This is a genomic window from Inquilinus sp. NPDC058860, from assembly GCF_042743185.1.
Lineage (GTDB): Bacteria > Pseudomonadota > Alphaproteobacteria > DSM-16000 > Inquilinaceae > Inquilinus.
The window spans coordinates 53,653-80,579 of sequence record NZ_JBHYMS010000024.1 but is presented as its reverse complement, the minus strand read 5'-3'; the positions used below and the strand labels follow the sequence as shown (position 1 = coordinate 80,579).

Below are 26,927 nucleotides of genomic sequence, written 5' to 3'. Positions count from 1 at the left end.
GGCGGTCCACGCCTGGTTGGGAGGAACGCTATGTCGCTGCGTATCGCCTTTCTCGGGCTCGGCCACATGGGCCGGCCGATGGCGTTGAACCTGGTGAAGGCCGGGCATCGCGTGTCCGGCTTCGACCCGGTGGATTCGGTCCGCGAGGCGGTGGCGAAGGAAGGCATCGCCGCCAAGCCGTCGATCGCCGCGGCGGTGGAGGACGCGCAGGTCGTGGTCAGCATGCTGCCGACCGGCGTCCATGCCCGCGAGGCCTATCTCGGCGAGAACGGGGTCTGCGCCAATGCACCGGCGGGGGCGCTGCTGATCGACTGCTCGACCATCGATGTCGACAGCGCGCGCCTGATCGGGAAGGAGGCGGCGGCCCGCGGCTTCGCCATGGTCGACGCGCCGGTCTCGGGCGGCACCGGCGGCGCCGCGGCGGGCACCCTGACCTTCATGGTCGGCGGCCCGGACCAGGCTTTCGGCCGGGCCGAGCCGGTGCTGCAGGCGATGGGCAAGGCCGTCATCCACACCGGCGGCGCCGGCACCGGCCAGGCGGCGAAGATCTGCAACAACATGGTGCTCGGCATCTCGATGATCGCGGTGTCCGAGGCCTTCGCTTTGGCCGACAGGCTGGGGCTGGAGCGGCAGAAGCTGTTCGACGTGTCGTCGAAGAGCTCCGGCCAGTGCTGGTCGCTGACGACATACTGCCCGGTACCGGGGCCGGTGCCGACCTCGCCGGCCAATCGCGACTACAAGCCCGGCTTCACCGCGGCGATGATGCTGAAGGACCTGCGCCTGTCGCAGGCCGCGGCCCAGGCGGCCGGCGCCGCCACGCCGCTCGGCGCCGCGGCGGCCGCCCTCTACACCCTGTTCGTCAACGAGGGCGCGGCCGAGACCGACTTTTCCGGCATCTTCAAGATGATCTCCGGCGAGAAGTAGCGCCGGTTCCCTTCGGTTCGTCGGGCATAATCGAAGCCCAACGACTCGGGAGGGACCCGGTGCGCAAGATTTCCGCGTCTGTTGCCGTTCTTGTCCTGTCGCTGAGTGGAGCGCCGTCGATGGCCGCCGATCCCGGCATTCCCGCCCTGCCGCCGACCGACCAGCCGCTGCGCGACTTCGTCACCCGGGTCGAAGCGGACCGCCGCATCACCTTCCGGCTGTTCGCGCCCGAGGCGAAGGCGGTCTCGGTCGTGTTCGGGTCGATGGACCCGGCCAAGGCCAAGGCGACGCCGATGACCAAGGACGGGCGCGGCGTCTGGAGCGTCGCCGTCGGCCCGGTCGCGCCCGACCTCTACGAATACTACTTCAACGTCGACGGCTTCCGCGCCACGGACATCGGCACCGCCGCGCCGAAGCCGCAGCGCCAGGTCAACACCAGCCTGGTCCTGGTGCCGGGCAGCATCGTCGACACCCGGCCGGTGCCGCATGGCGACCTGCGGGTCGTGACCCTGACCAGCAAGGCGCTGGGCTCCGAACGGCAGATGCTGGTGTGGACGCCGCCGGGCTATGGCGACGGCTCGGCGCCGTTGCCGGTGCTGTACCTCTATCACGGCTTCGGCGACACGGTGTGGTCCTGGGTCACCCAGGGCCGGGCGCCGCAGATCCTCGACAATCTGCTGGCCGAGAAGAAGATCGCGCCGATGATCGTGGTGATCCCGGACACGGAGGCCGACATCCCTGCCGCGGTGCCGGAGGACTTCCCGGGCGCGACCCGGCGCCAGACCTTCTATCCGGCGAACGCCGCCGCGGCCGACCGCGAGCTGATCGAGGACATCATCCCGTATATGGAGGCACATTACCGGGTCCGCACCGACGCGTCGGGGCGGGCGCTGGCCGGCCTGTCCCAGGGCGGCTACCAGGCGCTGGTCTCGGGCCTCGGCCACCTCGGCACCTTCGCCTGGCTGGCGACCTTCAGCGGCGTCTCTCAGACCACCGTGCCCGACGCCGGCATCGCCAAGGCGCTGGCCGATCCGGCCAAGGTGAACGCCAGCTTGAAGGCCTTCACCGTGACGGTCGGCAGCGACGACACCATCACCGGCAAGGACATCGCCGGGCTGCGCAAGGACCTCGACGCCGCCGGCATCCGCTACGACTACAAGGACTATCCCGGCCTCTATCACGAGATGGCGGTGTGGCGCCCCTCGCTGGCCGATTTCCTGCAGAAGATCTTCAAGGGCTGACCGGATCGTAGGTTGGGTTCGCCTTGGGCGAACCCAACACCCCGACGGCGGATCGATGTTGGGTTCGCGGTCGCGAACCCAACCTACGCGATGATCAGTCCCAGTCCGCGACCTTGCCGGAGGCGAGCCCTTCCCCGGCCAGGAGCCGGGCGAGCAGCCGGTCGGCGGCGTCGTCGGGAGCCGGCTGGGCGCCGGGCGCCTCGCCCGGGAAGCCCTGCTCGCGCAGGCGGGTCGCCATCGGGCCGGGATGGAACAGCGCCACGCGCAGCGGCGTCTTCGCCGTCTCCGCCGCATAAAGTCCGGCCAGGGTGTCGAGCCCGGCCTTGGCAACGGCGTAGGCGCTCCAATAGGCGATGCCGCTGCGGGCAATGCGGTCGGTGACGAAGACCGCGCGCGGCGCCTCGGCGGCGCGCAGCAGCGGGTCGACCGAGCGGATCAGCCGGTAATTGGCGTTGAGGTTGAGGTCGAGCACGCGGGCCCAGACCTTCTCGTCGCTGTAGGCGACCGGCCCGAGATGGCCGAGCATCGCGGCGCTGGCGACCAGCAGGTCGAGCTTGCCGAAGCGCTGGGCCAGCGAGCCGCCGAGCAGGTCGATCTGCTCGAACTTCGACAGGTCCATCGGCACCAGCGTGGCGCTGCCGCCCGCGGCCTTGATGGCGTCGTCGGTCTGCTCCAGCCCGCCGACGGTGCGGGCGGCGCAGACAACATGGGCGCCGGCGGCGGCGAGCCGGACCGCGACCGCGGCGCCGAAGCCGCGCGACGCACCGGTGACGAGCGCGATCTGCCCCTCCAGAGGCCTCGTGGTCTCGGCCATCAGGTCAGACGCGCTCGGAGAGGGCGGAGCTGCGGCGCGGCGCCGCCGTATGGTCGGTCAGCGGCGTCGGATAGTCGCCGGTGAAGCAGGCGTCGCAGAACTGCCGCGCGTTGCCGGCCCGCTTCGGCGCGCCCATGGCGCGGTACAGCCCGTCGATCGAGATGAAGGCCAGGCTGTCGACGCCGATCAGCGCCGCCATCTGCGCGACCGAGTAGTTGTGCGCCAGCAGCTTCGACTTCTCCGGCGTGTCGACGCCGTAGAAGCAGGGGTTGGTCGTAGGCGGGCTGGAGATCCGCATATGGACCTCCTTGGCGCCGGCCGCGCGCACCATCTTCACGATCTTCTGGCTGGTGGTGCCGCGCACGATCGAATCGTCGACCAGCACCACCCGGCGGCCCTCGATCATCGCCCGGTTGGCGTTGTGCTTCAGGCGCACGCCGAGATGGCGGATCTGGTCGGTTGGCTCGATGAAGGTGCGGCCGACATAGTGGTTGCGGATGATGCCGAGCTCGAAGGGCACGCCGCTTTGGGCGGCGAAGCCGATGGCCGACGGCACGCCCGAATCCGGCACCGGGATGATGACGTCGGCCTCGACCGGGGATTCGACCGCCAGCTCGGCCCCGATCCGCCGCCGCGCCTCGTAGACCGAGGAGCCCTCGACCACGCTGTCGGGCCGGGCGAAGTAGATGTATTCGAAGATGCAGAAGCGGCGCTCGGCCGGCTGGAACGGCTTGAAGCTGGTCATGCCGTCGGCGGTCAGCACCACCATCTCGCCCGGCTCGACGTCGCGGATGAACTCGGCGTCGATGATGTCCAGCGCACAGGTCTCCGACGCCAGCACATGGCTGGTGCCGGACGCGGTCTCCAGCTTGCCCAGCACCAGCGGGCGGAAGCCCATCGGGTCGCGGATGCCGATGACGTGCTCGGGCGACAGGGCGATCAGCGAATAGGCGCCCTCGACCTGGCGCATCGCCTCGACCAGCCGGTCGATCACGTTGCCGCCGCGGGCGGTCGCCATCAGGTGCAGGAACACCTCGGTGTCCGAGGTCGACTGGAACAGGCAGCCGCGGCTGACCAGCTGGTGCCGCAGCCGGCCGGCGTTGGTCAGGTTGCCGTTGTGCGAGATGGCGAAGCCGCCGAACTCGAAATCCGCGAACAGCGGCTGGACGTTGCGCAGGCCGGCGCCGCCGGTGGTGGCGTAGCGGTCATGGCCGATCGCGGCATTGCCCTTGAGCTGGCCGACGACCGATTGCGACGAGAAGGCGTCGCCGACCAGGCCGTTGGCGCGGTGGACATAGAACTGCTCGCCGTCATGCGAGACGATACCGCAGGCCTCCTGGCCGCGGTGCTGCAGCGCGTGCAGCCCCAGCGCGGTCATCGCGGCGGCCTCGGGATGCCCCATGATGCCGAAGATGCCGCACTCCTCACGGAGCGTGTCGCCGTAGAGGTCGAAGGGATCGGTCGTCAGCATGCCGCTGCGGAGGGTCCTGGGCCCTGGGCGCCATCGGCGCCATTGAGACGTCTGGCGCCTATATAATGTCAACCGCCACCGGTTGCACCCGCGTTCGACGGGGGGGCCTAATGCGCCTGCGTCGGGTGTGTCGGCGTGACGGCCGGGGCAGGCGGAGCGGAAGCCGGCGGCTGGGCCGGCTGTGGTTGCGCTGGTTGGGGCTGGGCTGGCTGTGATTGCGGCTGCGCCGGGGCCTGGTTCTGGTTCAGCAGGCTGCCGATCGGGTCGGTGATCGTCTGCGGCGCCAGGGCCGGGGCCTCCTGCTTGGCCTTGTCGATCGCTCCGGCCAGCGCCTCCTGCGGCACCAGACTCTTCAGGTACTCGGCGCCGGCCTGCACCCAAGGCAGCATTCGTGCGTTCTCCAGCCAGGGCGGCCGCCGGGTCTCGGGGAACACCCAGGTCAGCAGCAGATAGGCGAGGCAGACCAGCACGGCGCCACGCACCACGCCGAAGACGAAGCCGAGCGAGCGGTCGACGGCGCTGAGCGCCGAGCCCTTCACCACCCGCGCGATCAGGTGACTGATGGTGGAGAAGATCACCAGTGCCACGACGAAGATGCCGACCCCGGTCAGGATGTCGGCCAGGAGCTGCATCTCGATGTACTGGCGCAGATAGGGCTTGGCGTCGCCGAAGGTCCACAAGGTCACCAGCGCGGCGCCGAGCCAGCCGGCGATCGACAGCACCTCGGCCACGAAGCCGCGCGCCAGCGCCAGGAAGGCCGAGATGGCGAGGATGATCAGGATCGCGATGTCGCCGGCGGCGATGGGAAGGCTATCCAGGATCGGTCTCCTCGAAACTCCTGCGGCGGCCTGCTGACGCGCCGCGCCCGTTGGTGCTGAACAAGGCCACCAGCTCCTCCAGCCGGGCGATGCTGCGCCGTTCGATCGGCGACGCGTCGCGGCTGGCGGCGCGGCCCCGCTTCGGGTGACCTTGTGGCACGATCGCGGCGGCGAATCCAAGCTTCGCGGCTTCCTTCAGCCGCGCATCGCCCTGGCCCACGGCGCGGATCTCACCGGACAGGCCGATCTCGCCGAACACCACCGTGTCGCGCGGCACCGGCACGCCGGTGAGGGAAGAGAGCAGGGCGGCCGCCACCGCCAGGTCGGCCGCCGGCTCGGCGATGCGCAGGCCGCCGGCGACGTTGAGGTAGACGTCGTTCATGCCGATGGCGACGCCGCAGCGCGCCTCCAGCACCGCCAGCACCATGGCCAGGCGGGCGCTGTCCCAGCCGACCACGGCGCGGCGCGGGGTGCCGAGCGACGAGGGCGCGACCAGGGCCTGGATCTCGACCAGCACCGGCCGGGTGCCCTCGAGCCCGGCGAAGACCGCGGCGCCGGAGACGTCGCCGCTGCGGTCGGCCAGGAACAGCTCGGACGGGTTGGACACCTCGGCCAGGCCGCCATCCGTCATCTCGAACACGCCGATCTCGTCGGTCGCGCCGAAGCGGTTCTTCACCGCGCGCAGGATGCGGAACTGATGGCCGCGCTCGCCCTCGAAATAGAGCACGGTGTCGACCATGTGCTCGAGCACGCGCGGGCCGGCGATGGCGCCGTCCTTGGTGACGTGGCCGACGATCAGGAGGGCGGTGCCGCGGCGCTTGGCGTGGCGGATCAGCTCGGCCGCCGAGGCACGGACCTGGGCGACGGTGCCCGGCGCGCTCTCCAGCGCCTCCAGGAACATGGTCTGGATCGAATCGATCACCACGACCTTCGGCCCGTCCGGCCGGTCCATGGCGGCGATGATGTCGCGGACATTGGACGAGGCGGCGAGGCGGACCGGCGCGTCGGCCAGGCCCAGGCGCCGGGCCCGCATGCGGATCTGGTCGACCGCCTCCTCGCCCGAGACATAGGCGCATTCGGTGCCGCCGGCCAGGCGGCACAACACCTGCAGCAGCAGGGTCGACTTGCCGATGCCGGGGTCGCCGCCGATCAGGATGGCCGAGCCGGGGACGACGCCGCCGCCGCAGACGCGGTCGAACTCGTCGTTGCCGCTGCGCCAGCGCGGCTCGTCGATCGTCGCCGAAGCCAGATCGGTGAACGCGATGGCGCGGCCCCCGCCGGCCTTGGCCCCGCCGAACGCCTTCGGCGCGGCCTCGACCACTTCCTCGACCAGCGTGTTCCACTCGCCGCAGGACTCGCAGCGCCCGGCCCAGCGCGGGAAGCTGGCGCCGCAGTTCTGGCAGATGTAGCGGGTCGCGTTCTTCGCCATGGGCAGGGGCCTATCGGAGGAGCCGAACGGAAAGGCGTTGCATTCTCATCCGTCCCGGTCCCGAGACCAGTCGAGCCGCACGAGCCCCGGCACCCTGTCGAACTCACCTGCGTTCGCGGTGACGACCGCTGCCTGCCACCGCAATGCCTGGGCAGCGATCAGCACGTCGAACGGTCCGATGGGAGTGCCCGCTTTCTCCAGGGCGGCGCGCAGAGTCCCGGCCTCCTTTGCATCTTCCGGCTCGAAGGACAGGATCTCGATCTGCCCAGCCAGGAAAGTCTTGATCCGTTCTGTATTCAGGGCAGGGCGTCCGCTTTTTGCTGCGCCGTACCAAAGCTCGAACAGCACAATGGATGAGACGGTGATCCGCTCACCCTCTGCAAACGCCGCAGCCAGATTTCGTCGCACCGCCTCCGGCCGCCCATTGAGGATGCCGATCACGACATTGGTGTCGAGGCAGAGCATCATTCGAGGTCGATCTTGTCGATCGGCATCGTGGGCTGCTCCCGACCATCCGGCATGAAAGGCTCTTCGGCAAAGCGATCCAGGCTGGCGAACCAAGCCTCGATGTCAGTTTCAATAGGCTCCAGAAGCACTCCGTTGCCGACGCGAGTGACACGGACGGCTTCGCCGGGCAGGCGAAACTCCTTGGGCAGGCGCACAGCCTGGCTGCGTCCATGTCGGAACAATCGGGCGGTTCCGGTTTTCGACATGACGCGCCTCCAAATGATATCTACCACTAGTAGATATCATCCAGACCGGAGAGCCGCAAGACCGCCGAGGCGACGTCAGGACACCCGGACCTGCATCTGGATCGGCCCGTCCGCGCGGCCGTGCACGAACTGGTCGACATAGGGATTGCCGGAGTCGTTCACCTGCGCCGCCGGCCCGGCCCAGATGATCCGGCCCTCATAGATCATGGCGATGCGGTCGGCGATCTTGCGGGCGCTGGCCATGTCATGGGTGATCGACAGGGTGGTGGCGCCGAGGTCGCGGCGGCACTTCACGATCAGGTCGTTGATCACGTCGGCCATGATCGGGTCGAGGCCGGTGGTCGGCTCGTCGAAGAAGATGATCTCCGGCTCCGCCGCGATGGCGCGGGCCAGGCCGACGCGCTTCTGCATGCCGCCGGACAGCTCGGCCGGGGTGAGCGCGGCGACGTCGGGGCCGAGGCCGACCTGGGCCAGCTTGTCGACCGCGATCTCCCTGGCCCGCTTGCGGGACTCGCCGCGGCCCTGGATCAGGCCGAAGGCCACATTCTCCCAGACCGACAGGCTGTCGAACAGCGCGGCGCCCTGGAACAGCATGCCGAAGCGCTTCATCAGGTCGACCCGGTCGCCGCCGGACAGCTGGGTGGTCTCGGTGCCGTCGATCAGGATTCGGCCACGGTCGGGGCGGATCAGGCCGACGATCGACTTCAGCAGCACCGATTTGCCGGTACCGGAGCCGCCGATGACGACCAGGGATTCGCCGGAAGCGATCTCCAGGTCAATGCCGCGCAGCACCTGCTTCGGGCCGAAGGCCTTCTGCACGCTCTCCAGACGGATCTTGGGGGTCGCCGCCATCGCCGTCACCCCACGTACAGGCCGGTGATCATGAAGTCGAACAGCAGGATCAGGATCGAGGCGGAGACCACCGCATTGGTGGTGGCCGCGCCGACGCCCTGGGCCCCGCCGCGCGAATTGTAGCCGTGGTAGCAGCCCATCAGCGCGACGACGAAGCCGAAGGCCGCGGCCTTGAGCAGGCTGAGCACGACGTCCTCGACCTCGAGCGCCTGCCAGGTCGCCGTCATATAGGCCGAGGGGTTGTCGCCCAGACGGTAGACGCTGATCAGAAAGCCGCCGAACACGCCGATGATGTTGGCCACGATCACCAGGCAGGGCAGCATCAAGAGCCCGGCGATCAGCCGCGGCGCCACCAGGTACTTGTACGGGTTGGTCGACAGGGTGCTGAGGGCATCGATCTGCTCGGTCACCCGCATGGTGCCGATCTCGGCCGCCATCGAGGCGCCGATGCGGCCGGCGACCATCAGCCCGGCCAGCACCGGCCCCAGCTCGCGCACCACCGACAAAAGGACGACGCTGGCGCCGAAGCCGCCGGCGCCGAAGCGGGCGAAGCCCGCCTGGGTCTGCAGCGCCAGCACCATGCCGGTGAACAGCGCCGTCAGCCCGACCACCGGCAGCGAGTAGTAGCCGATGTCGATGATCTGGCGCAGGAACAGCCGCGGGTAGAAGGGCGGCCGCAGGCACTGCGCCAGCGCGGTCAGGGTGAAAAGCGCGAGGCGGCCGACCGCGGCGAGGAAGGCCAGGAAGGTGCGCCCGATCGTGGCGAGGAAGTTCATTCGGCGCCGCCGAGATAGCGCCGGGCGCAGCGCCGGCCCAGGCTGGTCAGGATCTCGTAGCCGATGGTGCCGGCGCTCTCGCCCAGCCGGTCGGGCGGCAGCTCCGGGCCGAGGATCTCGGCCAGCGCGCCGGGCGCGGCCAGCGTTTCGGGAATGTGGGTCACGTCCACCGTGATCAGATCCATCGAGATGCGGCCGGTGATCGGCGCGGTGAAGCCTGCGATGCGCACGGCGCCGCGACCACTGGCGGCCCGCGGGACCCCGTCGGCATAGCCCACGGCGATCGTCGCGAGCCTGGCCGGACCCTCCACGCGGTGCGCGGCACCGTATCCAACGGTCATGGGGGTGTCAACGCGGCGGGTCTGCAGGATCCGGGCCTCGAGCCGCACCACATCCGCCATCGGATTCGGCCGGCCCGGCGTCGGGTTGATGCCGTAGAGCGCGGCGCCGGGGCGGGTCAGGTCGCCATGAAAGCTGCGGCCGAGGAAGATGCCGGAGGAGTTGGCGATGCTGACCGGCGCCTTCGGCAGCGCCGCCACCGCCCGGCGGAAGCGGTCGAGTTGCGCCTTATTCATCGGATTGCCTGGCTCCTCGGCGCAGGCGAGGTGCGTCATCCAGGTGATCGGTTCAATGCCATCGAGGCTGCTCGGGTCGGCAGCCAGCCGGTCCTGGTCCTGGGACACGAGGCCGAGCCGGTTCATGCCGCTGTCGAGATGGACGAAGCCGGGCAGGGCGGTGCCGAGCGCCCGGGCGTGCCCGGCCCAGGCGGCGATCTCGCCGGGATCGTTCAGCGCCGGGATCAGGTCGTGGGCGCTGTAGTCGGCGGCCAGGCCCGGCAGCAGGCCGTTGAGGACGACGATGCGGGGTTCGTCGAGCACCGTCCTGAGGGCGATCCCTTCCTCCAGATGTGCGACGAAGAAGCTGCGGGCGCCGGCGGCGAACAGGGCGCGGCCGACCGGGGCGGCGCCGAGGCCGTAGCCGTCGGCCTTGAGCACGGCGCCGCATTCCGCCGGGCCACCCCGCGCCTGGAGCCGGCGCCAGTTCCCGGCGATGGCGTCGAGGTCGATGGTCAGCAGGGCGCCGGCCCGGCCGAGCGCCGCCGCCTCACTGGTCATCGAAGCTGGGATCGGACTGCAGGTTGGAGAACTTGGTGTACTGGCCCTCGAAGTGCAGCCGCCTAGTGCCGGTCGGGCCATGGCGCTGCTTGGCGACGATGACCTCGGCCACGTTGTGCACCCGGTCCATCGCCGCCATCCAGTCCTGGTGCTCCGGCGTGCCCTCCGGCGGCTCGCCCTTCGACAGGTAGTAGGCCTCGCGATAGACGAACATGACCACGTCGGCGTCCTGCTCGATCGAGCCGGATTCGCGCAGGTCGGAGAGCTGCGGCCGCTTGTCCTCGCGGTTCTCGACCTGGCGCGACAGCTGGGACAGGGCGATGACGGGGATGCTGAGATCCTTGGCCAGGATCTTCAGGCCGCGGGTGATTTCCGAGATCTCCTGCACCCGGTTGTCGGTCTTCTTCGAGCCGCCAGCGCTCATCAGCTGGATGTAGTCGACCACCAGCATACCGAGATTATGCTGCCGCTTCAGGCGCATGGCGCGGGTTCTTAAGGTGCTGATCGAAACGCCGGCGGTGTCGTCGATGAAGAACGGCGTCTGCCGGATCAGGTTCGCCGCCTCGACCACGCGGGGGAAGTCGGACCGCTTCATGTCGCCCTTGCGGATCCGTTCCGAGGCGATCTCGGCGACCTCGGACAGGATACGGACGGCCAGCTGATCGGCCGACATTTCCATCGAGAAGAAGCCGACCACGGCGCCTTCCTTGCCGTGCTTGCGCAGATAGGCGGTGGCGGCGTTGAAGGCCATGTTGGTGGCCAGCGCGGTCTTGCCCATGCCCGGCCGGCCGGCCAGGACGATCAGGTCCGAGGGCTGCATGCCGCCCATCATCTTGTCGATCTCGGCCAGGCCGGTGGTCACGCCGGTCAGCGGCGTGTCGCGCTCCAGCGCCTTGCCGGCGGCGTCGACCGCGCGCGCCAGGACGTCGCCGAACGGCTCGAAATCCTTGCGCAGCACGCCCGAGCTGGACAGCCGGTACAGCTTCTCCTCGCCCTCCTGGATCTGGGCGGGGCCGTCCATCTCGTTGTCGAGCTTGTAGGCGTCGTTGACGATCTCCTCGCCGGCGAGGATCAGCTGCCGCCGCAGCGACAGGTCGTAGATGGTCCGGGCGTAGTCCTCGGCGTTCATCACCGAGACCACGCTGGCCGCCAGGTCGGTCAGGTACTGGGCGCCGCCGACGCCCTCCAGCTCGTTGTCGGTCTCGAAATACTGCTTCAGGCTGATCGGGTCGGCGACCCGGTTCTGCTCCGCGAGTCGCAGCGCCGCGCCGTAGATCCGGCCATGGGCGGGCACGTAGAAATGCTCCGGCCGCAGGAAGTCCGACGCCTTCTCCAGCGCGGCGTTGTTGGCCAGGATGGCGCCGAGCAGCGCCTGCTCGGCCTCCTCGTTCGCCGGCATCCGCCGGTAGGTCGGGCTCGCCATCTGGTCGGCGCTGTGAACGAGGGTGAGGGGGGATTCGGGACGCGACTTCTCCATCGACCCACCCTACCGCAGCCGGTCGGTGCATCGCCAGCCATGCCCCGCTGTGGATATCGGGGCCGGATTGTGAGCGAATCTGTGGACAACCGGAATCCGGTCGTCGGATCAGGGGGTTGTCGTTTTGGTTGTCGATGGCGAAAGGTTCGCCTGCTGCCGTTTCGCGGCGCCGTCCATGATGGTGCGCGCGAGGCTGTCATAGTCGCCGTCGAAATGGTGCCCGCCGGTGGTCTTGATCACCTCGGCGCCGGCCATGGCGGGGGTGGGGCAGACGGTGTCGTCCTCCTCCTCGCCGTAGAAGCACTGGATCCGGGCCGGGTCGATCGACTTCAGCTCCGGCGCGACCGGCGGCGCGTCGTCATCGGCGCTGACGCCGAGCCAGCCGGTGACGCGGATCTCGAAGTCGGTCCGTTCGGCCAGACCCAGCAGGCTGATCTGGTCGATCTTCGCCTTCTCGGCCGCCGGCAGCCGGTTGTAGGCGAAGGGCAGGACATTGGCACCGAAAGAATAGCCGATCAGGATCACCCGCTGGGCGCCCCAGGCCTTGCCGTAATGGTCGATGATATGGGCCAGGTCCTTGGCCGTCTGATCCGGCGTCTGCTGGCTCCAGAAATAGCGCAGGCTGTCGACGCCGACGACAGAAACCCCTTTGTTCTGAAGGGCTTCGCCGATGGTCTTGTCGAGATCCTGCCAGCCGCCGTCGCCGGAATAGACGATCGCCAGGGTGGGCGACGGGCCGGCGGCGCGAAGCTCCTCCAGCGGCAGGCTGCTGACGGCGGAGGCATCGGCGTCCGCCGGCGCGTCCTGGTGCAGCATCGTCACCACCTGGTCGGCCAGCGGCGCGTCCTTCGGCAGCGTCACGACCTCGCCGCCAGAGGCCGCGGCGAGATCGCTGGCAGCTGCGTCCGGCTGCTGCACGCCGATGCGCCACCAGCCCGGAATATGCGGCTGCGGCCCATAGGTGAAGCCGCCGCCCGGGGCCGCCGTCGCTACCGGCGTGTCGGCCGGCCCGGAACAGAGCGGCAGCTTCGTCTTCAGCGGCGGCAGCGGGCCGATGCTGGCGCCGCCCGCGATCGTGGTCTTGGCCGCCGCCTGGGCCACCGCGCCGTAGGCCATGGTCGCGCCCTGGCCCCGGCCGATCACGATCGGGGCGTGGTAGGCGGAGAACTTGAACTCGCGCTCGAGCCGCTGGCTCAGATCCTCGAAATCGCCGGCCGGGGAATGGCAGTCCTCGTCGTCGCCGTGCTCCAGCCCGTCGAGATAGCTCTTCAGGTCGACGCCGACGACGAAGGCGCCGCTGCCCTGCAGCCGCTGCGCCGCCGTGTCGAACTCCGGGCTCCAGCCGGTGTCGTCCGACAACAGGAAGACCATGGAGCCCGGCTGGCCCTCCGGCTGCCACAGCCGGACCGAGCCCAGGGTGCCGCCGTCATAGCTGCGCGTCGGCGCGGCCGAGGCGCGCTGGTCGGGGATCAGCCAGGCCGCGGCGGCCAGGGCGACCCCGGCCGTCACCGCCAGCCCGGCGGCGGCCAGCCAGGAGGTACGTTTCATCGTGCCACCAGCCCCTTGATCCCGCCGCCGATCAGCGCCGCGATGTCGGAGATCGCCAGGGCCGGGGCCAGGCCGCTCGGCGTTGCCAGATAGCGCGGCTCCCACACCGGGTCGTATTTCTGCTTGAAGGTGCGCAGCCCCTCGAAATTGTAGAAGCGGGCGCCGCTGCGATAGACGAAGCGGCCGATGCGGTGCCACAGCGGCGCCAGCGGGTGGCTCTCCAGGCCCGACAGCGGCGCCATGCCGAGGCTGAGCGTCTCGTAGCCCTGGTCCTTGAAGTGCACGATCAGCTTCGTGATCAGGAACTCCATCACCAGCTTGGAATTCGCCTCGGTGTGCCGCATCAGGTCGATGGCGACCTCGCTCTTCTCGTTCGTCACCATCAGCGTGGCGAAGGCCACCAGCCGGCCGTTCTCGCGCACCAGGGCCGTGGGCGAGCCGTGGACGTAGCCGGGGATGAAGGCGCCGAGCGAGAACCGCTTCTCCTTGGCCGCCTGCTTGTGCAGCCAGTCGTCGGAGACGGCGGCGAGCTCGCCGATCAGGCCGGTGCCGGTACCCGCCGGCACCATCTCGAAGCTCAGCCCGTCCTTCTCGCCGCGGGACAGGGCATAGCGCAGCGCCTTCTTGCGGCTGCCGCCCTCCAGGGTGAAGTCGCGCAGCGGCACCCGCGCCTCTTCGCCCAGCTTCGACAGGGTCATGCCGGTGTCGAGATAGAGCGGCAGGGTCTCGGCCCGGACGCCGTAATAGGCGGGGCGGCCGCTGGTGGCCTCGGTCATCTCGCGGAAGCGCCAAATCAGCTCCGGCCAGTCCTCGCGCGCGCCGACCGGGTCGCCCAGCGCGGCCCAGGTGCGACCCTGGATGGCATACATCAGGAAGGCGCGGCCGCTGTCCGAGAACAGCAGCGCCTTGTCGCCCATGCGCACCAGATTGGCCTCGGCACGGGGCTGCTGCCGCAGGATCTGCTCGGCCTGGTGGAGCTCGGCCGCGGTCGGCGCCGCCATCCGGCCGCGCTGGGCCCGGACCAGGTGCCACAGGCCGTACAGCGTCGCCAGCAGGCTGACCGCGACCATGGCCCGAAGGGCGCGCGACGCTTCCTCATGGATCTCGAAGGTCCACCACAGGTCGTTGGCATAGGCGACGTGGCGGAAGGAGAAGAAGGTCAGCCAGGCCATGCCGCCGACGACGCTGCCGAGCGCGATCAGCCAGCCCGGGGTCATCGGCTGGTCGAACAGGGCGGAGCGGCGCCAGAACTCCTCCCGGCAGGGCAGCATGATGACGAGGCACAGCAGCAGCAGCAGCGCCTCGCGCCAGGCGAAGCCCTTGCCCAGGGCCAGGACGGCACTGACCGCGAGCAGCAGCAGGGTCAGCCAATAGGCCGCGATCAGCCGCCGGAACAGGCCCCAGGCGACGACCAGCAGCGCCAGCCCGGTGACCGCCGCGAGGATGTGTGACAGCTCGACCACCGCGACCGGCAGGGTCTCCAGGATCTCGAAGCGGCTCTTCAGCGTCGGTGTGGCGGCCGAGATCAGCAGCAGCGTGCCGACGACGAAGATCAGCGCCGCCATCACCGACGGCATCAGCCGGCCGGCGACGTCGAGCGTCAGCCGGGTCGGGGCGTGGCTTTGCAGCCGGCTCAAGGTCCGAGCGGTCTCGGCGCTGGCGAGGATCCCCACGGCCAGAATCACCGGGATCAGGAAATAGACCGCGCGGTAGACGACCAGCGCCGCGGCGATGGCCTGCGGCGGCAGCACGGAGCCGAGGCCGAGCAGTATCACCGACTCGAACACGCCGACGCCGCCCGGCACATGGCTGAGGATGCCGGCCACGGTGGCGACGACGAAGACGACGAAGAAGGCGCCGAACGGCACGCTGCCATGCGGCAGCAGGACCCAGAAGGCGAAGCCGGCGAACAGCAGCTCGACCGTAGAGATCACCAGCTGGCCGGTGGCGATGCCGAAGCTGGGCAGCGGGATCCGACCGAGGAACGGTTGGCCGGGCCGGCGCAGGGCGCAGAGCAGCAGGAACAGCGCGGCGCCGGCCAGGACGATGCCGGCCGCGGCGGTGGTCCAGCCGCTGTGGATGCCGAGCGCCCGGGTCAGCAGATGCGGCTGCAGCAGCATTCCCGCGGCGCCGACCGTGGCGATGCCGAAGCCGAAGGCGAGGGCGCAGAAGCCGGCGACCTTGGCGATGTCGCCGAACTCCAGCCCGGTCGCGGTGTAGACGCGGTAACGCACCGAGCTGGCGGTGACGAGACCGCCGATGGTGTTGCCGACGGCGTAGCCGCAGAAGCTGGCCAGGGCCATGGTCCGCAGCGGCACCCGGGCGCCGACATAGCGCAGCGCCGACCAGTCGTAACCCATCAGCGCGATGAAGCTGCCGACGGTGCCGAGCAGCGCCAGGCCGACCGAAGTCCAGGGCAGGGCACGGATCCGGACGATCAGGTCGTGCCAGCTCATCGCCGCCAGCTCCTGCCGGATCGCATAGGCGGCGCCGGCGAACAGCAGCAGGGTGATGATCGTCAGCAGGGCCGGCTTCAGACGCTGATGCATGGGCCGAAGGGTCACGTCGCCGGTGACGCCGGCAGCGTCGACAGTCGGAACGGAAACCGCCTGCGGCTGTACCGTGGACATGGAGGGGAACTCAATTGCACCGGATCGGCCGGACGCTAGTCCCGCCCGGTCCCGGGATCACGTTAAGAGTTTGCAACGTGCAGTTTAGGTTGCGTCATCCGTCGAGGACGGGCGCGCCTCAAGAAAAAGGCGCGGATCCGAAGATCCGCGCCCTCTCGATACTGACCGGCGAGAGCCGGTTACGCCGGCTCGCCCTCGGTGCTCTCGGTCTCGGCCTCGGCGATGGCGGCCTCGGCAGCGGCTTCGGCCGCCGCTTCTTCCTCTTCGAGGACCGAGGCGACGACCATGCCGCCGCGCTGGCGCTGCATCTCGGCCTCTTCGGCCGAGCGGGCGACGTTCACGGTGACGATGACGCTGACCTCGGGGTGCAGCCGGATCCGGACCTTCTCCAGGCCCAGGGTCTTGATCGGCTGCTCGATCGCGACCTGGCCGCGCGAGACGGTGTAGCCGGCCTCGGTCAGGGCCTCGGCGATGTCACGCGCCGACACCGAGCCGTAGAGCTGGCCGGTATCGCCGGCCTGGCGGATGACGACGATTTGCACATCGTCCATCCGGCCCGCGACGGTCTGCGCCTCGCCCTTGGCCTCGAGGTTGTTGGCCTCGATCTGCGCCCGCTGCTTCTCGAACACGGCCAGGTTGGCCTTGGTCGCGCGCAGCGCCTTCTTCTGCGGCAGGAGGTAGTTGCGGGCGAAGCCGGGCTTCACCTTCACCACGTCGCCGATCTGGCCGAGCTTCTCGACCCGCTCCAGCAGGATGATTTCCATGGCTGAACCTCCCCTTACTTCACGATGTAGGGCAGGAGGCCGAGGAAGCGCGCGCGCTTGATGGCGCGGGCCAGCTCACGCTGCTTCTTGGCCGAGACCGCGGTGATGCGGCTCGGGACGATCTTGCCGCGCTCGGAGATGAACCGGCCCAGCAGCTTGGTGTCCTTGTAGTCGATCTTCGGCGCGTTGGCGCCGGAGAACGGGCAGGTCTTCCGGCGGCGGAAGAACGGACGGCGTGCACCCATCGCGCTCATGCCTGGGCTCCTTCACCTTCGGCCTGTTCGCGCGGGGCGCCGAAGCCACGGTCCCGGCGCTCGCCACGGTCGCGATCGCCGCGGGGGCCGTCACGGTCGCCCCGGCCATCGCGGTCGCGACCGTCACGGTCCCGGCCGGCCCGGCTCTGCATCATCGCCGAGGGGCCTTCCTCGAGGACGTCCATGCGCAGGGTCAGGGTGCGCAGCACGTCCTCGTTGATGCCCATCAGGCGCTCCATCTCGGCCACGGCGGCCGCGGGGGCGTCGATGTTCAGCAGGACGTAGTGGCCCTTGCGGTTCTTCTTGATCCGATAGGCGAAGCTCTTCAGGCCCCAATACTCGGTCTTGGTGACCTTGCCGCCATTCTCGGTGAGGATGGCGGTGAAGCCCTCGGTCAGGGCCTCCACCTGCGCGGCGGACACGTCCTGCCGCGCGATGTACACGCTCTCGTAAAGTGGCATGGTGACTCCTTATGGCTGTTCCCGGCATGGCGCTGTGCGGCGGACCGCCAGCCGCCCATGCCAAAGCCGACCGCTATGCCGTGCGGCCGGCAAGGAGCATCGACGAAGCCGCGCACTATACTCAGGAGCGGCCGAAGATCAAGCACGATCGGAACCCTGTATCATCGATCAGGCTTGACTTGCAGTGGCGAGGCTCTAAGACCAGCGCCCTCATTGTGATGCGGGGATCGCCGCCATGGCGCGCGCTTTCGTGTTTCCGGGACAGGGCAGCCAGGCTGTCGGCATGGGCAAGGCGCTGGCCGAAGGGTCGGCCGCCGCCCGCGACGTCTTCGCCGAGGTCGATGCGGCGTTGGGCCAGAAACTGTCCGAGCTGATGTTCGGCGGCGACATCGAGACGCTGACCCTGACCGAGAACGCCCAGCCGGCGCTGATGGCGGCCTCGGTCGCCGCGGCGCGGGCGGTGGCGGAGCGGTCCGGCAAGTCGCTGGCCGATTTCGCCGGCTTCGTCGCCGGCCACAGCCTGGGCGAGTACTCGGCCCTGGCCGCGGCCGGGGCGGTCAGCGTCGCCGACGCGGCCCGGCTGCTGCGCCTGCGCGGCCGGTCGATGCAGAAGGCGGTGCCGGTCGGCGTCGGCGCCATGGCGGCGCTGCTGGGCCTCGACCTCGACCAGGCGCGCGACGTCGCCGCCCGTGCCTCGACCGCGGATTCGATCTGCGCCGCGGCCAATGACAACGCCCCCGGCCAGGTTGTGGTCAGCGGCCACAAGGCGGCGGTGGAGCGGGCGATGGCCCTGGCGGCCGAGCTCGGCGCCAAGCGCAGCATCCTCCTTCCCGTCAGTGCCCCCTTCCATTGCCCGCTGATGGCGCCGGCGGCCGAGGCGATGCGCGCGGCGCTGGCGGAGGTCGAGATCAAGGCGCCGGCCGTGCCGGTGGTGGCCAACGTCACCGCCGCCCCGGTGACCGCGCCGGACGAGATCCTCCGCCTGCTGGTCGAGCAGGTGACCGGCACCGTGCGCTGGCGCGAGAGCGTGCTTTACATGAAATCCGCGGGCGTGCAGGAACTGGTCGAGCTCGGGGCCGGCAAGGTGCTGGCCGGCCTCGCCAAGCGCATCGATCGCGACCTCGCCGCAGTGTCGCTGCAGACGCCCGAGGAGATCGACGCCTGGATCGCATCGACCGGCGCCTGAAACACGGGGCCGCAGCACAAGGAATGAGACCATGTTCGATCTGAACGGCAAGTCGGCGCTTATCACCGGCGCCTCGGGCGACATCGGCCGCGCCATCGCGACCCTGCTGCACGCCCAGGGCGCCGCCGTGGCGCTGTCCGGCACCAGGGTCGAGAAGCTGGAGGGGCTGGCCCGGGAACTGGGCGAGCGGGCCTATGTGACGCCGGGCGACCTGTCGAGCGCCGAGGGCGCCGAATCGGTGGCCAAGGCGGCCGAGGCCGCGACCGGCGGCCTCGACATCCTGGTCAACAATGCAGGCCTGACCCGCGACGGCCTGGCGATGCGGATGAAGGACGAGGATTTCGAGACCGTCCTCGACGTCAACCTGGTGTCCGCCTTCCGCCTGGCCCGCGCGGCGCTGCGCGGCATGATGAAGAAGCGCTGGGGCCGGATCGTGTCGATCACCTCGATCGTCGGCCATACCGGCAATCCGGGCCAGGCCAACTACGCGGCCTCCAAGGCCGGCCTGACCGGCATGACCAAGGCGCTGGCGCAGGAGGTGGCGAGCCGCGGCATCACCGTCAACTGCGTCGCGCCGGGCTTCGTCACCAGCGCCATGACCGGTGCGCTGAACGACGAGCAGAAGGCACGGATCTCGGCCACCATCCCGATGGCGAGGATGGGCGAGCCGGCCGAGATCGCGGCCGCGGTCCTGTATCTCGCCAGCAACGAGGCGGCCTATGTCACCGGCCAGACCATCCATGTGAATGGCGGAATGGCGATGGTTTGACGTCGCCAGGGCTGGACATGGCCAGATGCTTGGCCATGTTCGATCAGGTGTGTTATGTGACCGCGGGTTACGGGGCGGTCACTCGTGCGGGGGTTCAGCACTGCGGAATTCAGCCCCGTTCCGCTCTCTTGAAAGGTAGAACGAATGAGCGACATCGCCGAGCGCGTTAAGAAGATTGTCGTCGAGCATCTTGGCGTCGAAGAAGGCAAGGTCACCGAGTCGGCCAGCTTCATCGACGATCTGGGCGCGGACAGCCTCGACACCGTCGAGCTGGTCATGGCGTTCGAGGAGGAGTTCGGCTGCGAGATTCCGGACGACGCGGCCGAGAAGATCCTGACGGTGAAGGACGCGATCCAGTTCATCGAGCAGCATTCGGCCGGCTGATCGCAGGCCCTTGCCACGTTCCGCCGCAGAACCGGATGAAATGATGCGACGTGTCGTAATCACCGGCATGGGGATGGTCACGCCTCTCGGTGCCGGTGTGAAGACCAACTGGGATCGACTGATCGCCGGCCAGTCCGGCATCGGGGCGATCTCGACCTTCGACGTCTCGGATCTGCCGGCGCGGATCGCGGGCATGGTGCCGCGCGGCACCGGCCCCGGCGATTTCGACGTCGACAGCGCGGTCCCGCCCAAGGACCAGCGCAAGAACGACGTCTTCATCCATTACGCGATCGCCGCGGCCAATGAGGCGATCGCGAATTCGGGATGGGTGCCGCCGACCGACGAGGCGCGTGACCGCACCGGCGTCATGATCGGCTCGGGCATCGGCGGCCTGCAATGGATCGCCGAGGGCTCGCTGACCCTGGAGGAGAAGGGGCCCCGCCGGATCTCCCCCTTCTTCATCCCGGCGGCGCTGATCAACCTGGCCTCCGGCCAGGTCTCGATCCAGCACGGCTTCCGCGGTCCGAACCATGCCGTGGTCACGGCCTGCTCGACCGGCGCGCACGCGATCGGCGACGCGGCGCGGCTGATCATGTGGGACGATGCCGACGTCATGGTGGCGGGCGGGGCGGAGGCGGCGGTGTGCCGGCTCGGGCTCGCCGGCTTCGCCGCGGCCCGGGCGCTGTCCACCGCCTACAACGACGCCCCCGACCGGGCCTCGCGCCCCTATGACAAGGGCCGCGACGGCTTCGTCATGGGCGAGGGTGCCGGCGTGGTCGTGCTGGAGGAGCTGGAGCACGCCAAGGCGCGCGGCGCCACGATCTATGCCGAGGTCGTGGGCTACGGCCTGTCGGGCGACGCCCATCATATCACCGCCCCGCCGGACGACGGCAACGGCGGCTTCCGGGCGATGTCGGCGGCGCTGAAGCGGGCCGGCCTGGCCCCGTCGGACATCGACTACGTCAACGCCCACGGCACCTCGACGCCGCTGGGCGACGAGATCGAACTCGGCGCGGTCAAGCGCCTGTTCGGCAATGCGATCGAGACCGTGTCGATGTCATCGACCAAGTCCGCGATCGGCCATCTGCTCGGCGCGGCCGGCGCGGTCGAGGCGATCTATTCGGTGCTCGCGGTCAACCACGATTTGGTGCCGCCGACGCTGAACCTCGAGGATCCGTCGGACAGCTGCCTCGGCGTCGACCTGGTGCCGAAGCAGGCCAAGGAGCGGCCGGTGCGTGCCGCGCTGTCGAACAGCTTCGGCTTCGGCGGGACCAACGCGTCGCTGATCTTCCGAGAGTACGTCTGAGTTCATGCTTCGGGCACTCGCCCGCGCGCTCGTCTTCCTGGTGGTCCTGGCGGCCGTCATCGGTGGCGGCGTCGCATGGTTCCTTCATGAGTATCGTTCGCCGGGGCCGCTGACGGCTCCGGCGACGCTCGTCATCGAGCGCGGCAGCGGCCTGACCGCGATCGCGGCTCAGCTTGAGGCGGCGGGCGTCGTGGAGAACCGCTGGGTGTTCCTGGCCGGGACCGCGCTGGACGGCGGCGACCGCGTCCTGAAGGCCGGGGAATACGCCTTCGCGCCCGGGATTTCCCCGGCCGAGGCGGCCGATCTCCTGGCCCGCGGCAGCAACGTCTCGCACAAGGTCACCGTTCCGGAAGGCCTGACCTCGGCCGAGATCGTGGCCCTGGTGCAGGCCGAGCCTCTCCTGACCGGCGAGGCCGGGGATGTCCCGGCAGACGGCTCGCTGCTGCCGGAAACCTATCAGTTCATCCGCGGCGACACCCGCGCGGCCGTGATCGAACGGATGCGCAAGGCGATGCGGCAGGAGATCGACGCGCTCTGGGCGAGGCGGGCGAACGGGCTGCCGTTCAAGTCGCCGCAGGAGGCCGTCACCCTGGCGTCGATCGTGGAGAAGGAGACGGGGGTGCCGGCGGAACGTCCCGCGGTCGCCAGCGTGTTCCTGAACCGGCTGCAGGCCGGCATGCCGCTGCAGGCCGACCCGACGGTGATCTATGCCCTGACCCAGGGCAGGAAGCCGCTCGGCCGCCCGCTGACCCGGGCCGACTGGAAGCTGGATTCGCCCTACAACACCTATGTCGTGACGGGCCTGCCGCCGGGACCGATCGCCAATCCCGGGCGCGACGCACTTGCCGCAGTGCTCAAGCCGGCGGTTACGGATTATTATTACTTCGTGGCCGACGGGTCCGGCGGGCATGTCTTTGCCCGGACGCTCGAGGAGCACAATCGCAACGTCGCCGAATGGCAGAAGCGACGGCAGGCCGCCCCGCCGACTCCCGGCGACGCGGCCCCGGCAAGCGGAGACGAGACGCCTTGAACGACGACCCCCATCTTCTGCACACGATCCGCGGGGTCCTGGTGCCGATCCATCCGGCCGGCTACCCGTTCATCGGCGTGTTCGCCGTGGTCACGGTGATCCTGTTCCTGATCTGGGAGCCCCTGGGCTGGCTCGGCGTGCTGGCGACCGCCTGGTGCATCTACTTCTTCCGCCATCCGCCGCGGGTGACGCCGACCCGGCCGGACCTGGTGGTGGCGCCGGCCGACGGCGTGGTGCAGATGCTGGTGCAGGCGGTGCCCCCGGCGGAGCTCGGCCTCGGCAGCCGGCCGCTGACCCGGGTCAGCATCTTCCTCAACGTGTTCAACGTGCATGTGAACCGGGTCCCGGCCGACGGGGCGGTGGTCGACGTGAAATACCGGCCGGGCAAGTTCCTGAACGCCAATCTGGAGAAGGCCAGCGAGGAGAACGAGCGCTGCGCCGTCTCGCTGCGCCTGCCGGACGGGCGGATCCTGGTCTTCGTCCAGATCGCGGGGCTGGTGGCCCGGCGCATCATCTGCGACCTGTCGCCCGGCCAGCCGGTGGTGGCGGGTGAGACATACGGGCTGATCCGCTTCGGCAGCCGGACCGACATCTACCTGCCCGACGGGGTGGAGCCTCTGGTCTCGGTCGGCCAGACCATGGTCGGCGGCGAGACCGTGCTGGCCGACCTGGCGGCCGCGGTCGTCGCCAACCCGGTCGCCGTCGCACGATGATGAAGCCCGAACACCGGCGAGGCCCGCGGCCCTTCCGCCGCCGCCCGGTCGTCCGCATCCGCGGCCTGACGATCAACCGGCTGCTGCCGAACATCCTGACCACGCTGGCGCTGTGCGCCGGGCTGACCGCGATCCGCTACGCCGTGCATGAGCGCTGGGAGCAGGCGGTGACGGCGATCCTGGTGGCCGCGGTGCTGGACGGGCTGGACGGCCGCGTCGCCAGGCTGCTGCGCGGGTCGAGCAAATTCGGGGCCGAGCTGGACAGCCTGGCCGACATCGTCAGCTTCGGCGTCAGCCCGGCGATCATCCTCTATCTCTGGATGATGCAGGATGCCGGCAGCCTGGGCTGGCTGGCGGTCATGGCCTATGCCGTCTGCGCCGCGCTGCGCCTGGCGCGCTTCAACACGGCGCTGGACGACACCACCCTGCCGCCCTTCGCCTACAACTACTTCACCGGCGTGCCGGTGCCCGCGGGCGCCATCCTGATCCTGATGCCGCTGATGATCAGCTTCGAGTTCTCGTCCGGCTTCTGGGCGGCGCCGCTGCTGGTCGGGCTTTGGACCGTCTTCGTCGCGCTGCTGCTGGTCAGCCGGATCCCGACCTTCTCGATGAAGGTGGTGCGGATCCCGCAGGAATATATCGTGCCGGTGCTGGTCGGGGTCGGGCTGGTGGCCACGCTGCTGGTCACCGCCACCTGGCCGACGCTGGTCGCGCTCGGCCTGATCTATGTCGGCAGCATCTTCTTCAGCATCCGGCGCTACGCCCATCTCAAGCGCCAGGCCGCGCTGATGATGGGGGATCTGGACGAGGGGGCGCCGGCCGCCGCTTCGGCGCAACAGCCCCCCGACCGGCCGGATCAGCCGAACGCGGCGTAGGCGACCAGCAGCAGGGCGAAGGTGGTCGCCACCCAGCCGACGATTGTCACGATCTCGCGGACCAGGTCGAACGGGCTGTCGGTGTCGTCGTCGTCATGAATCAGGTGCATGATGTCGCGCTTTCTGAATGCGTGACGCGACAATGCCCGATCCGGCGTGGGCGTACCGTGACGGCAGTCACACCCGGATGAAACGGCGGATGAGCGCGTCGGCCCAGGCGGCCGGCAGCGCGGCCAGCAGCCGCGAGCCGGCATGGATCGGCCAGGGGAAGGCGATCAGCGGCCGGCCGCGCTCCAGGCCGCGCCGGATCGCCGCCGCCGCGTCCTCGACCTCCATCAGCATCGGCATCGGGAAACCGGCGCCGTCGGTCATCGGCGTGCGCACGAAGCCGGGGCAGATCACCGAGACCCGGACGCCGCGCGGCCGCAGCTCGACCCGGAGCGCCTCGCCATGGATCCGCACCGCGGCCTTCGAGGCGGCGTAGGGCCCCATGCCGGGAAAGCCGCGGAACCCGGCCAGGGAGCTCATCAGCGCGATCTGCCCGGCGCCCCGCGCCGCCATGCGCGGGCGGATCGGGTCGACGGTGTTGAGCACGCCGTCGAGATTGACCGCCAGGATCCGGCGGGCCTTCGCCGCGACGTCGGTGCCCTCGGCCCCGCCCGGCGCGACGCCGGCATTGGCGATGACGAGGTCGAGCGGCCCGGCCTCGTCGGCCGCGATCACAGCCGCCGCCATCGTCGCTTGATCGGTGACATCGACGGCCGTTGTTTCCGCCGTCGCGCCGAGGGCACGGACCGCCTCCGCCACCGTCTCCAGCCGGGCGGTGTCGCGCCCGAACAGCACCAGCCGCACGCCGGGCGCGGCATAGCCCTTGGCCAGCGCCGCGCCGAGGCCGCTCGAGGCGCCGGTGATCAGGATCGCGGTCGGACCCGCCATGGTGTTCTCCTTGTTGGCGATCCGGGCGACCGCTATAAGCCCGCTATGACTCAGGATAAGACCGCCTCGGCCCAGCTTTCCAGCATGACCGGCTTCGCCCGCAGGGAGGGCGGCGTCGAGGGCGTGTCCTGGGTGTGGGAAGCGCGCAGCGTCAACGGCAAGTCGCTCGACCTGCGCCTGCGCACCCCGGCCGGCTTCGAGCGGCTGGAGGCCGCCGCGCGGATCGAGCTGGCCAAGCGCTTCCGCCGCGGCAACATCACCCTCAACCTGTCGCTCGGCCGCAGCGAGGCGGCGCCGCAGCTGCGCATCAACCGCGAGGTGCTGGACCAGCTGATCGCGCTGGTGCGCGAGGTGAACGGCGACACAGCGCCGGTGCAGGTCGACGCGCTGCTCGGCGTGCGCGGCGTCGTCGAGAACGGCGATGCCGCGTCGGCCGAGCTGAACGGCGCCGTCGAGGCCGAGGCGGGGGCGGCGATCGCGCCGCTGCTCGACGACCTGCTGGCGACGCGGCTGGAGGAGGGCGGGCGCCTGCGCGACGTCCTGGCCGGCCAGATCGACCAGATCACCGCGCTCGTCGGCCAGGCCCGGGCTTCCGCCGCCGCCCAGCCGGAGGCGCTCAAGGCGCGGCTCAAGGCCCAGCTCGACCTGTTGCTGGAAGCCCGGCCGCCTCTGGCCGAGGACCGGCTGGCGCAGGAGGTGGCGGTGCTGGTCGGCCGCTGCGACGTGCGCGAGGAGCTCGACCGGCTCGACGCCCATATCGGCCAGGCGCGCGGCCTGCTTGCCGCCGGTAGCGGCGTCGGGCGCCGGCTCGATTTCCTGTGCCAGGAGTTCAACCGGGAAGCGAACACGCTGTGCTCGAAGGCGGCGGATGTGGCGCTGACCCGGATCGGCCTCGACCTCAAGGCCGTGATCGAACAGTTCCGCGAGCAGATCCAGAACATCGAATGACCACCGCTATTTCCCGACGCGGGCTCATGCTCGTCCTGTCCTCGCCCTCGGGGGCGGGGAAGACCTCGATCACCCGGGCCGTTCTGGCGCAGGACCCGAACCTGACGATCTCCGTCTCGGTCACCACCCGGGCGCAGCGGCCGGGCGAGGTCGACGGCACGCACTACCACTTCATCGATCAGGCGGCCTATGACGCCATGGTCGCCAATGACGAGCTGCTCGAGCGTGCCACGGTCTTCGGCAACGGCTACGGCACGCCGCGCGCGCCGGTCGAAGCGGCGCTGGCGACCGGTCGCGACGTGATCTTCGACATCGACTGGCAGGGCACCCAGCAGCTGGCGCAGAAGGTCCGCACCGACCTGGTCAGCGTGTTCGTGCTGCCGCCGACGGTGGAGGCGCTGGAGGAACGGCTGCGCGCCCGCGCCCAGGACAGCGACCAGGTGATCGCCGGCCGCATGGCCAAGGCGGCGGACGAGATGAGCCACTGGCCGGAATACGACTACGCGATCGTCAACCAGGACCTGGACGCCAGCATCGCCCAGGTGCAGGCGATCCTGACGGCGGAGCGGCTGCGTCGCAGCCGCCAGACCGGCCTGCCGGACTTCGTCCGCTCGCTGCAGGCGAAGCTTTAGGCCTTCGAGCGGGCCGTCACTGCCCGGGCCAGGCGGACGAAGCCGGCGATGTCGATCTCCTCGGCCCGCGCGGTCGGCGGCAGGCCGGCCTCGGCCAGCAGCGCCTCGGCGTCGCCCAGGCCGCGCAGGCTGGCGCGCAGCATCTTGCGGCGTTGGCCGAAGGCGGCGGCGGTGACCGTCTCCATCGCCTCGAACGGCACGTCCTGCCGGTTCCCGCGCGGCCGGAAGCTGACCACGGTCGAATCGACCTTGGGCGGCGGCGTGAAGGCGCGGGCCGGCAGGGTCAGCAACGGATCGACCTCGGCCCGCCACTGGGCGATCACCGACAGCCGGCCGTAGGCGCTGCTGCGCGGCTCGGCCACCAGGCGGTCCGCCACCTCCTTCTGGAACATCAGCGTCAGCGACCGGAACTCGTCGATCCGGCGCAGCCAGCCGATCAGGAGTGGCGTCGCCACGTTGTAGGGCAGGTTGGCGATCACGGCGCGCGGCGCCGGCACCAGCGCCGGGATGTCGGTCTGCAGCGCGTCGGCCTCGACGATCCGCAGTTTGCCGCCGGCCACGGCGGCCAGCTCCTCCAGCGCCGGCCGGAAGCGCCGGTCGCGCTCGACCACCGTGACGCTGTCGGCGGCGGAGGCCAGGAGCGCCCGGGTCAGCCCGCCGGGGCCCGGCCCGATCTCGACCACATGCGCGCCGGCCAGGTCGCCGGCCTCGCGGACGATCCGGGCGGTGACGTTGAGGTCGAGCAGGAAGTTCTGCCCGAGCGACTTCTTCGCCGCCAGCTCGTGCCGCGCGATCACGTCGCGCAGCGGCGGCAGGGCGGCGATCGCGTCGCGGAGGTCGCCGGACAGGGTCAGATGCCTC

29 protein-coding genes are annotated in these 26,927 nt (G+C 70.0%); 11 read left to right on the top strand and 18 right to left on the bottom strand.

Features of this window, described 5'->3' with window-relative positions; genetic code table 11:
* Positions 1 to 30: 30 nt before the first annotated feature.
* Positions 31 to 924, top strand: a complete 894-nt coding sequence (mmsB, locus tag ACFW16_RS18165; RefSeq protein ID WP_380307475.1) for a 3-hydroxyisobutyrate dehydrogenase — start codon at positions 31 to 33, stop codon at positions 922 to 924.
* 119 nt (positions 925 to 1,043) lie between these two features.
* Positions 1,044 to 2,165 (top strand): alpha/beta hydrolase-fold protein, encoded by a 1,122-nt coding sequence (locus tag ACFW16_RS18160; protein ID WP_380307473.1) that lies wholly within the window; start codon positions 1,044 to 1,046, stop codon positions 2,163 to 2,165.
* Positions 2,166 to 2,259: 94 nt separating this feature from the next.
* Here ACFW16_RS18160 and ACFW16_RS18155 read toward each other — a convergent pair whose 3' ends face one another.
* The 15 genes from ACFW16_RS18155 to rpsF form a co-directional block, all read right to left on the bottom strand.
* Positions 2,260 to 2,979 carry an SDR family NAD(P)-dependent oxidoreductase gene (locus ACFW16_RS18155; protein WP_380307471.1) on the bottom strand — a complete coding sequence of 240 codons (720 nt, stop codon included), beginning with the start codon at positions 2,977 to 2,979 and terminating at the stop codon, positions 2,260 to 2,262.
* A 4-nt stretch (positions 2,980 to 2,983) separates the two neighbouring features.
* The gene (purF, locus tag ACFW16_RS18150; RefSeq protein ID WP_380307469.1) at positions 2,984 to 4,450 is read right to left on the bottom strand and encodes an amidophosphoribosyltransferase; all 1,467 of its coding nucleotides are present in this window, start codon (positions 4,448 to 4,450) and stop codon (positions 2,984 to 2,986) included.
* A 107-nt stretch (positions 4,451 to 4,557) separates the two neighbouring features.
* Positions 4,558 to 5,229, bottom strand: a complete 672-nt coding sequence (locus ACFW16_RS18145) for a CvpA family protein (RefSeq protein WP_380307505.1) — start codon at positions 5,227 to 5,229, stop codon at positions 4,558 to 4,560.
* A gap of 31 nt (positions 5,230 to 5,260) precedes the next feature.
* A complete protein-coding gene (radA, locus tag ACFW16_RS18140; protein WP_380307467.1) occupies positions 5,261 to 6,697 on the bottom strand; it encodes a DNA repair protein RadA in 1,437 nt (478 codons plus the stop codon).
* A gap of 45 nt (positions 6,698 to 6,742) precedes the next feature.
* The gene (locus ACFW16_RS18135) at positions 6,743 to 7,165 is read right to left on the bottom strand and encodes a type II toxin-antitoxin system VapC family toxin (protein ID WP_380307465.1); all 423 of its coding nucleotides are present in this window, start codon (positions 7,163 to 7,165) and stop codon (positions 6,743 to 6,745) included.
* A complete protein-coding gene (locus ACFW16_RS18130; RefSeq protein ID WP_380307463.1) occupies positions 7,162 to 7,410 on the bottom strand; it encodes an antitoxin in 249 nt (82 codons plus the stop codon). Before ACFW16_RS18130 ends, ACFW16_RS18135 begins: the two co-directional genes overlap by 4 nt.
* A gap of 75 nt (positions 7,411 to 7,485) precedes the next feature.
* Complete coding sequence (locus ACFW16_RS18125; RefSeq protein WP_380307462.1) at positions 7,486 to 8,262, bottom strand: ABC transporter ATP-binding protein; 777 nt, start codon at positions 8,260 to 8,262, stop codon at positions 7,486 to 7,488.
* A 5-nt stretch (positions 8,263 to 8,267) separates the two neighbouring features.
* On the bottom strand, positions 8,268 to 9,038 hold the full coding sequence (locus ACFW16_RS18120; protein WP_380307460.1) for an MlaE family ABC transporter permease: 771 nt from the start codon (positions 9,036 to 9,038) through the stop codon (positions 8,268 to 8,270).
* The gene (gene alr, locus ACFW16_RS18115; protein ID WP_380307458.1) at positions 9,035 to 10,153 is read right to left on the bottom strand and encodes an alanine racemase; all 1,119 of its coding nucleotides are present in this window, start codon (positions 10,151 to 10,153) and stop codon (positions 9,035 to 9,037) included. Before alr ends, ACFW16_RS18120 begins: the two co-directional genes overlap by 4 nt.
* Positions 10,143 to 11,630: a replicative DNA helicase gene (locus ACFW16_RS18110; RefSeq protein ID WP_380307456.1), complete on the bottom strand. Its 1,488-nt coding sequence runs from the start codon at positions 11,628 to 11,630 to the stop codon at positions 10,143 to 10,145. The genes alr and ACFW16_RS18110 overlap by 11 nt, the downstream gene beginning before the upstream one ends.
* Before the next feature lie 108 nt (positions 11,631 to 11,738).
* Positions 11,739 to 13,178 carry a virulence factor family protein gene (locus tag ACFW16_RS18105; RefSeq protein ID WP_380307454.1) on the bottom strand — a complete coding sequence of 480 codons (1,440 nt, stop codon included), beginning with the start codon at positions 13,176 to 13,178 and terminating at the stop codon, positions 11,739 to 11,741.
* Positions 13,175 to 15,727: a bifunctional lysylphosphatidylglycerol flippase/synthetase MprF gene (gene mprF / locus ACFW16_RS18100; protein ID WP_380307452.1), complete on the bottom strand. Its 2,553-nt coding sequence runs from the start codon at positions 15,725 to 15,727 to the stop codon at positions 13,175 to 13,177. The genes ACFW16_RS18105 and mprF overlap by 4 nt, the downstream gene beginning before the upstream one ends.
* A 260-nt stretch (positions 15,728 to 15,987) precedes the next feature.
* On the bottom strand, positions 15,988 to 16,572 hold the full coding sequence (gene rplI, locus ACFW16_RS18095) for a 50S ribosomal protein L9 (RefSeq protein WP_380307450.1): 585 nt from the start codon (positions 16,570 to 16,572) through the stop codon (positions 15,988 to 15,990).
* A 14-nt stretch (positions 16,573 to 16,586) separates the two neighbouring features.
* Positions 16,587 to 16,826: a 30S ribosomal protein S18 gene (gene rpsR / locus ACFW16_RS18090; protein WP_026872743.1), complete on the bottom strand. Its 240-nt coding sequence runs from the start codon at positions 16,824 to 16,826 to the stop codon at positions 16,587 to 16,589.
* The gene (rpsF, locus tag ACFW16_RS18085; RefSeq protein WP_380307448.1) at positions 16,823 to 17,287 is read right to left on the bottom strand and encodes a 30S ribosomal protein S6; all 465 of its coding nucleotides are present in this window, start codon (positions 17,285 to 17,287) and stop codon (positions 16,823 to 16,825) included. The genes rpsR and rpsF overlap by 4 nt, the downstream gene beginning before the upstream one ends.
* A 235-nt stretch (positions 17,288 to 17,522) precedes the next feature.
* Between rpsF and fabD the strand changes: the two genes are divergently transcribed.
* The 7 genes from fabD to pssA all read left to right on the top strand — a co-directional run bounded on the left by fabD (position 17,523) and on the right by pssA (position 23,550).
* Positions 17,523 to 18,473: an ACP S-malonyltransferase gene (gene fabD / locus ACFW16_RS18080; protein WP_380307446.1), complete on the top strand. Its 951-nt coding sequence runs from the start codon at positions 17,523 to 17,525 to the stop codon at positions 18,471 to 18,473.
* Positions 18,474 to 18,504: 31 nt separating this feature from the next.
* Positions 18,505 to 19,242, top strand: coding sequence for a 3-oxoacyl-[acyl-carrier-protein] reductase (gene fabG, locus ACFW16_RS18075; protein WP_380307444.1), 738 nt, complete (start codon positions 18,505 to 18,507; stop codon positions 19,240 to 19,242).
* Positions 19,243 to 19,386: 144 nt separating this feature from the next.
* Positions 19,387 to 19,626 carry an acyl carrier protein gene (locus tag ACFW16_RS18070; protein WP_225766028.1) on the top strand — a complete coding sequence of 80 codons (240 nt, stop codon included), beginning with the start codon at positions 19,387 to 19,389 and terminating at the stop codon, positions 19,624 to 19,626.
* 43 nt (positions 19,627 to 19,669) lie between these two features.
* Positions 19,670 to 20,932 (top strand): beta-ketoacyl-ACP synthase II, encoded by a 1,263-nt coding sequence (fabF, locus tag ACFW16_RS18065; protein ID WP_380307442.1) that lies wholly within the window; start codon positions 19,670 to 19,672, stop codon positions 20,930 to 20,932.
* Positions 20,933 to 20,936: 4 nt separating this feature from the next.
* Positions 20,937 to 21,962, top strand: a complete 1,026-nt coding sequence (gene mltG / locus ACFW16_RS18060) for an endolytic transglycosylase MltG (RefSeq protein WP_380307440.1) — start codon at positions 20,937 to 20,939, stop codon at positions 21,960 to 21,962.
* On the top strand, positions 21,959 to 22,675 hold the full coding sequence (locus ACFW16_RS18055) for a phosphatidylserine decarboxylase (RefSeq protein WP_380307439.1): 717 nt from the start codon (positions 21,959 to 21,961) through the stop codon (positions 22,673 to 22,675). The genes mltG and ACFW16_RS18055 overlap by 4 nt, the downstream gene beginning before the upstream one ends.
* Complete coding sequence (gene pssA / locus ACFW16_RS18050; RefSeq protein ID WP_380307437.1) at positions 22,672 to 23,550, top strand: CDP-diacylglycerol--serine O-phosphatidyltransferase; 879 nt, start codon at positions 22,672 to 22,674, stop codon at positions 23,548 to 23,550. The genes ACFW16_RS18055 and pssA overlap by 4 nt, the downstream gene beginning before the upstream one ends.
* Here the strand turns inward: pssA and ACFW16_RS18045 are convergent.
* Positions 23,532 to 23,660 carry a hypothetical protein gene (locus ACFW16_RS18045; protein WP_255646373.1) on the bottom strand — a complete coding sequence of 43 codons (129 nt, stop codon included), beginning with the start codon at positions 23,658 to 23,660 and terminating at the stop codon, positions 23,532 to 23,534. The genes pssA and ACFW16_RS18045 overlap by 19 nt on opposite strands.
* Before the next feature lie 67 nt (positions 23,661 to 23,727).
* Positions 23,728 to 24,486, bottom strand: coding sequence for an SDR family NAD(P)-dependent oxidoreductase (locus ACFW16_RS18040; protein ID WP_380307435.1), 759 nt, complete (start codon positions 24,484 to 24,486; stop codon positions 23,728 to 23,730).
* Between the two features lie 45 nt (positions 24,487 to 24,531).
* On the opposite strand from ACFW16_RS18040, the gene ACFW16_RS18035 reads away from it, so the two are divergent.
* Positions 24,532 to 25,434, top strand: a complete 903-nt coding sequence (locus ACFW16_RS18035) for a YicC/YloC family endoribonuclease (protein ID WP_380307433.1) — start codon at positions 24,532 to 24,534, stop codon at positions 25,432 to 25,434.
* Complete coding sequence (gene gmk, locus ACFW16_RS18030; protein ID WP_380307431.1) at positions 25,431 to 26,066, top strand: guanylate kinase; 636 nt, start codon at positions 25,431 to 25,433, stop codon at positions 26,064 to 26,066. Before ACFW16_RS18035 ends, gmk begins: the two co-directional genes overlap by 4 nt.
* On the opposite strand, the gene rsmA is transcribed toward gmk, so the two are convergent.
* Positions 26,063 to 26,920, bottom strand: coding sequence for a 16S rRNA (adenine(1518)-N(6)/adenine(1519)-N(6))-dimethyltransferase RsmA (gene rsmA, locus ACFW16_RS18025; RefSeq protein ID WP_380307503.1), 858 nt, complete (start codon positions 26,918 to 26,920; stop codon positions 26,063 to 26,065). The two genes, gmk and rsmA, sit on opposite strands and share 4 nt — an antisense overlap.
* Between the last annotated feature and the right edge of the window lie 7 nt (positions 26,921 to 26,927).

Bases quoted from the DNA above. Each gene is read 5' to 3' on its own strand.
- ACFW16_RS18125 (WP_380307462.1), bottom strand. From the start codon at position 8,262: ATGGCGGCGACCCCCAAGATCCGTCTGGAGAGCGTGCAGAAGGCCTTC.
- fabF (WP_380307442.1), top strand. From the start codon at position 19,670: ATGCGACGTGTCGTAATCACCGGCATGGGGATGGTCACGCCTCTCGGT.
- mmsB (WP_380307475.1), top strand. From the start codon at position 31: ATGTCGCTGCGTATCGCCTTTCTCGGGCTCGGCCACATGGGCCGGCCG.
- fabG (WP_380307444.1), top strand. From the start codon at position 18,505: ATGTTCGATCTGAACGGCAAGTCGGCGCTTATCACCGGCGCCTCGGGC.
- ACFW16_RS18070 (WP_225766028.1), top strand. From the start codon at position 19,387: ATGAGCGACATCGCCGAGCGCGTTAAGAAGATTGTCGTCGAGCATCTT.
- ACFW16_RS18035 (WP_380307433.1), top strand. From the start codon at position 24,532: ATGACTCAGGATAAGACCGCCTCGGCCCAGCTTTCCAGCATGACCGGC.
- ACFW16_RS18135 (WP_380307465.1), bottom strand. From the start codon at position 7,165: ATGATGCTCTGCCTCGACACCAATGTCGTGATCGGCATCCTCAATGGG.
- rplI (WP_380307450.1), bottom strand. From the start codon at position 16,572: ATGGAAATCATCCTGCTGGAGCGGGTCGAGAAGCTCGGCCAGATCGGC.
- ACFW16_RS18155 (WP_380307471.1), bottom strand. From the start codon at position 2,979: ATGGCCGAGACCACGAGGCCTCTGGAGGGGCAGATCGCGCTCGTCACC.
- ACFW16_RS18120 (WP_380307460.1), bottom strand. From the start codon at position 9,038: ATGAACTTCCTCGCCACGATCGGGCGCACCTTCCTGGCCTTCCTCGCC.
- ACFW16_RS18110 (WP_380307456.1), bottom strand. From the start codon at position 11,630: ATGGAGAAGTCGCGTCCCGAATCCCCCCTCACCCTCGTTCACAGCGCC.
- rpsR (WP_026872743.1), bottom strand. From the start codon at position 16,826: ATGAGCGCGATGGGTGCACGCCGTCCGTTCTTCCGCCGCCGGAAGACC.
- ACFW16_RS18045 (WP_255646373.1), bottom strand. From the start codon at position 23,660: ATGCACCTGATTCATGACGACGACGACACCGACAGCCCGTTCGACCTG.
- radA (WP_380307467.1), bottom strand. From the start codon at position 6,697: ATGGCGAAGAACGCGACCCGCTACATCTGCCAGAACTGCGGCGCCAGC.
- ACFW16_RS18105 (WP_380307454.1), bottom strand. From the start codon at position 13,178: ATGAAACGTACCTCCTGGCTGGCCGCCGCCGGGCTGGCGGTGACGGCC.
- fabD (WP_380307446.1), top strand. From the start codon at position 17,523: ATGGCGCGCGCTTTCGTGTTTCCGGGACAGGGCAGCCAGGCTGTCGGC.
- alr (WP_380307458.1), bottom strand. From the start codon at position 10,153: ATGACCAGTGAGGCGGCGGCGCTCGGCCGGGCCGGCGCCCTGCTGACC.
- mprF (WP_380307452.1), bottom strand. From the start codon at position 15,727: ATGCATCAGCGTCTGAAGCCGGCCCTGCTGACGATCATCACCCTGCTG.
- ACFW16_RS18040 (WP_380307435.1), bottom strand. From the start codon at position 24,486: ATGGCGGGTCCGACCGCGATCCTGATCACCGGCGCCTCGAGCGGCCTC.
- ACFW16_RS18130 (WP_380307463.1), bottom strand. From the start codon at position 7,410: ATGTCGAAAACCGGAACCGCCCGATTGTTCCGACATGGACGCAGCCAG.
- mltG (WP_380307440.1), top strand. From the start codon at position 20,937: ATGCTTCGGGCACTCGCCCGCGCGCTCGTCTTCCTGGTGGTCCTGGCG.
- ACFW16_RS18160 (WP_380307473.1), top strand. From the start codon at position 1,044: ATGGCCGCCGATCCCGGCATTCCCGCCCTGCCGCCGACCGACCAGCCG.
- gmk (WP_380307431.1), top strand. From the start codon at position 25,431: ATGACCACCGCTATTTCCCGACGCGGGCTCATGCTCGTCCTGTCCTCG.
- rpsF (WP_380307448.1), bottom strand. From the start codon at position 17,287: ATGCCACTTTACGAGAGCGTGTACATCGCGCGGCAGGACGTGTCCGCC.
- pssA (WP_380307437.1), top strand. From the start codon at position 22,672: ATGATGAAGCCCGAACACCGGCGAGGCCCGCGGCCCTTCCGCCGCCGC.
- purF (WP_380307469.1), bottom strand. From the start codon at position 4,450: ATGCTGACGACCGATCCCTTCGACCTCTACGGCGACACGCTCCGTGAG.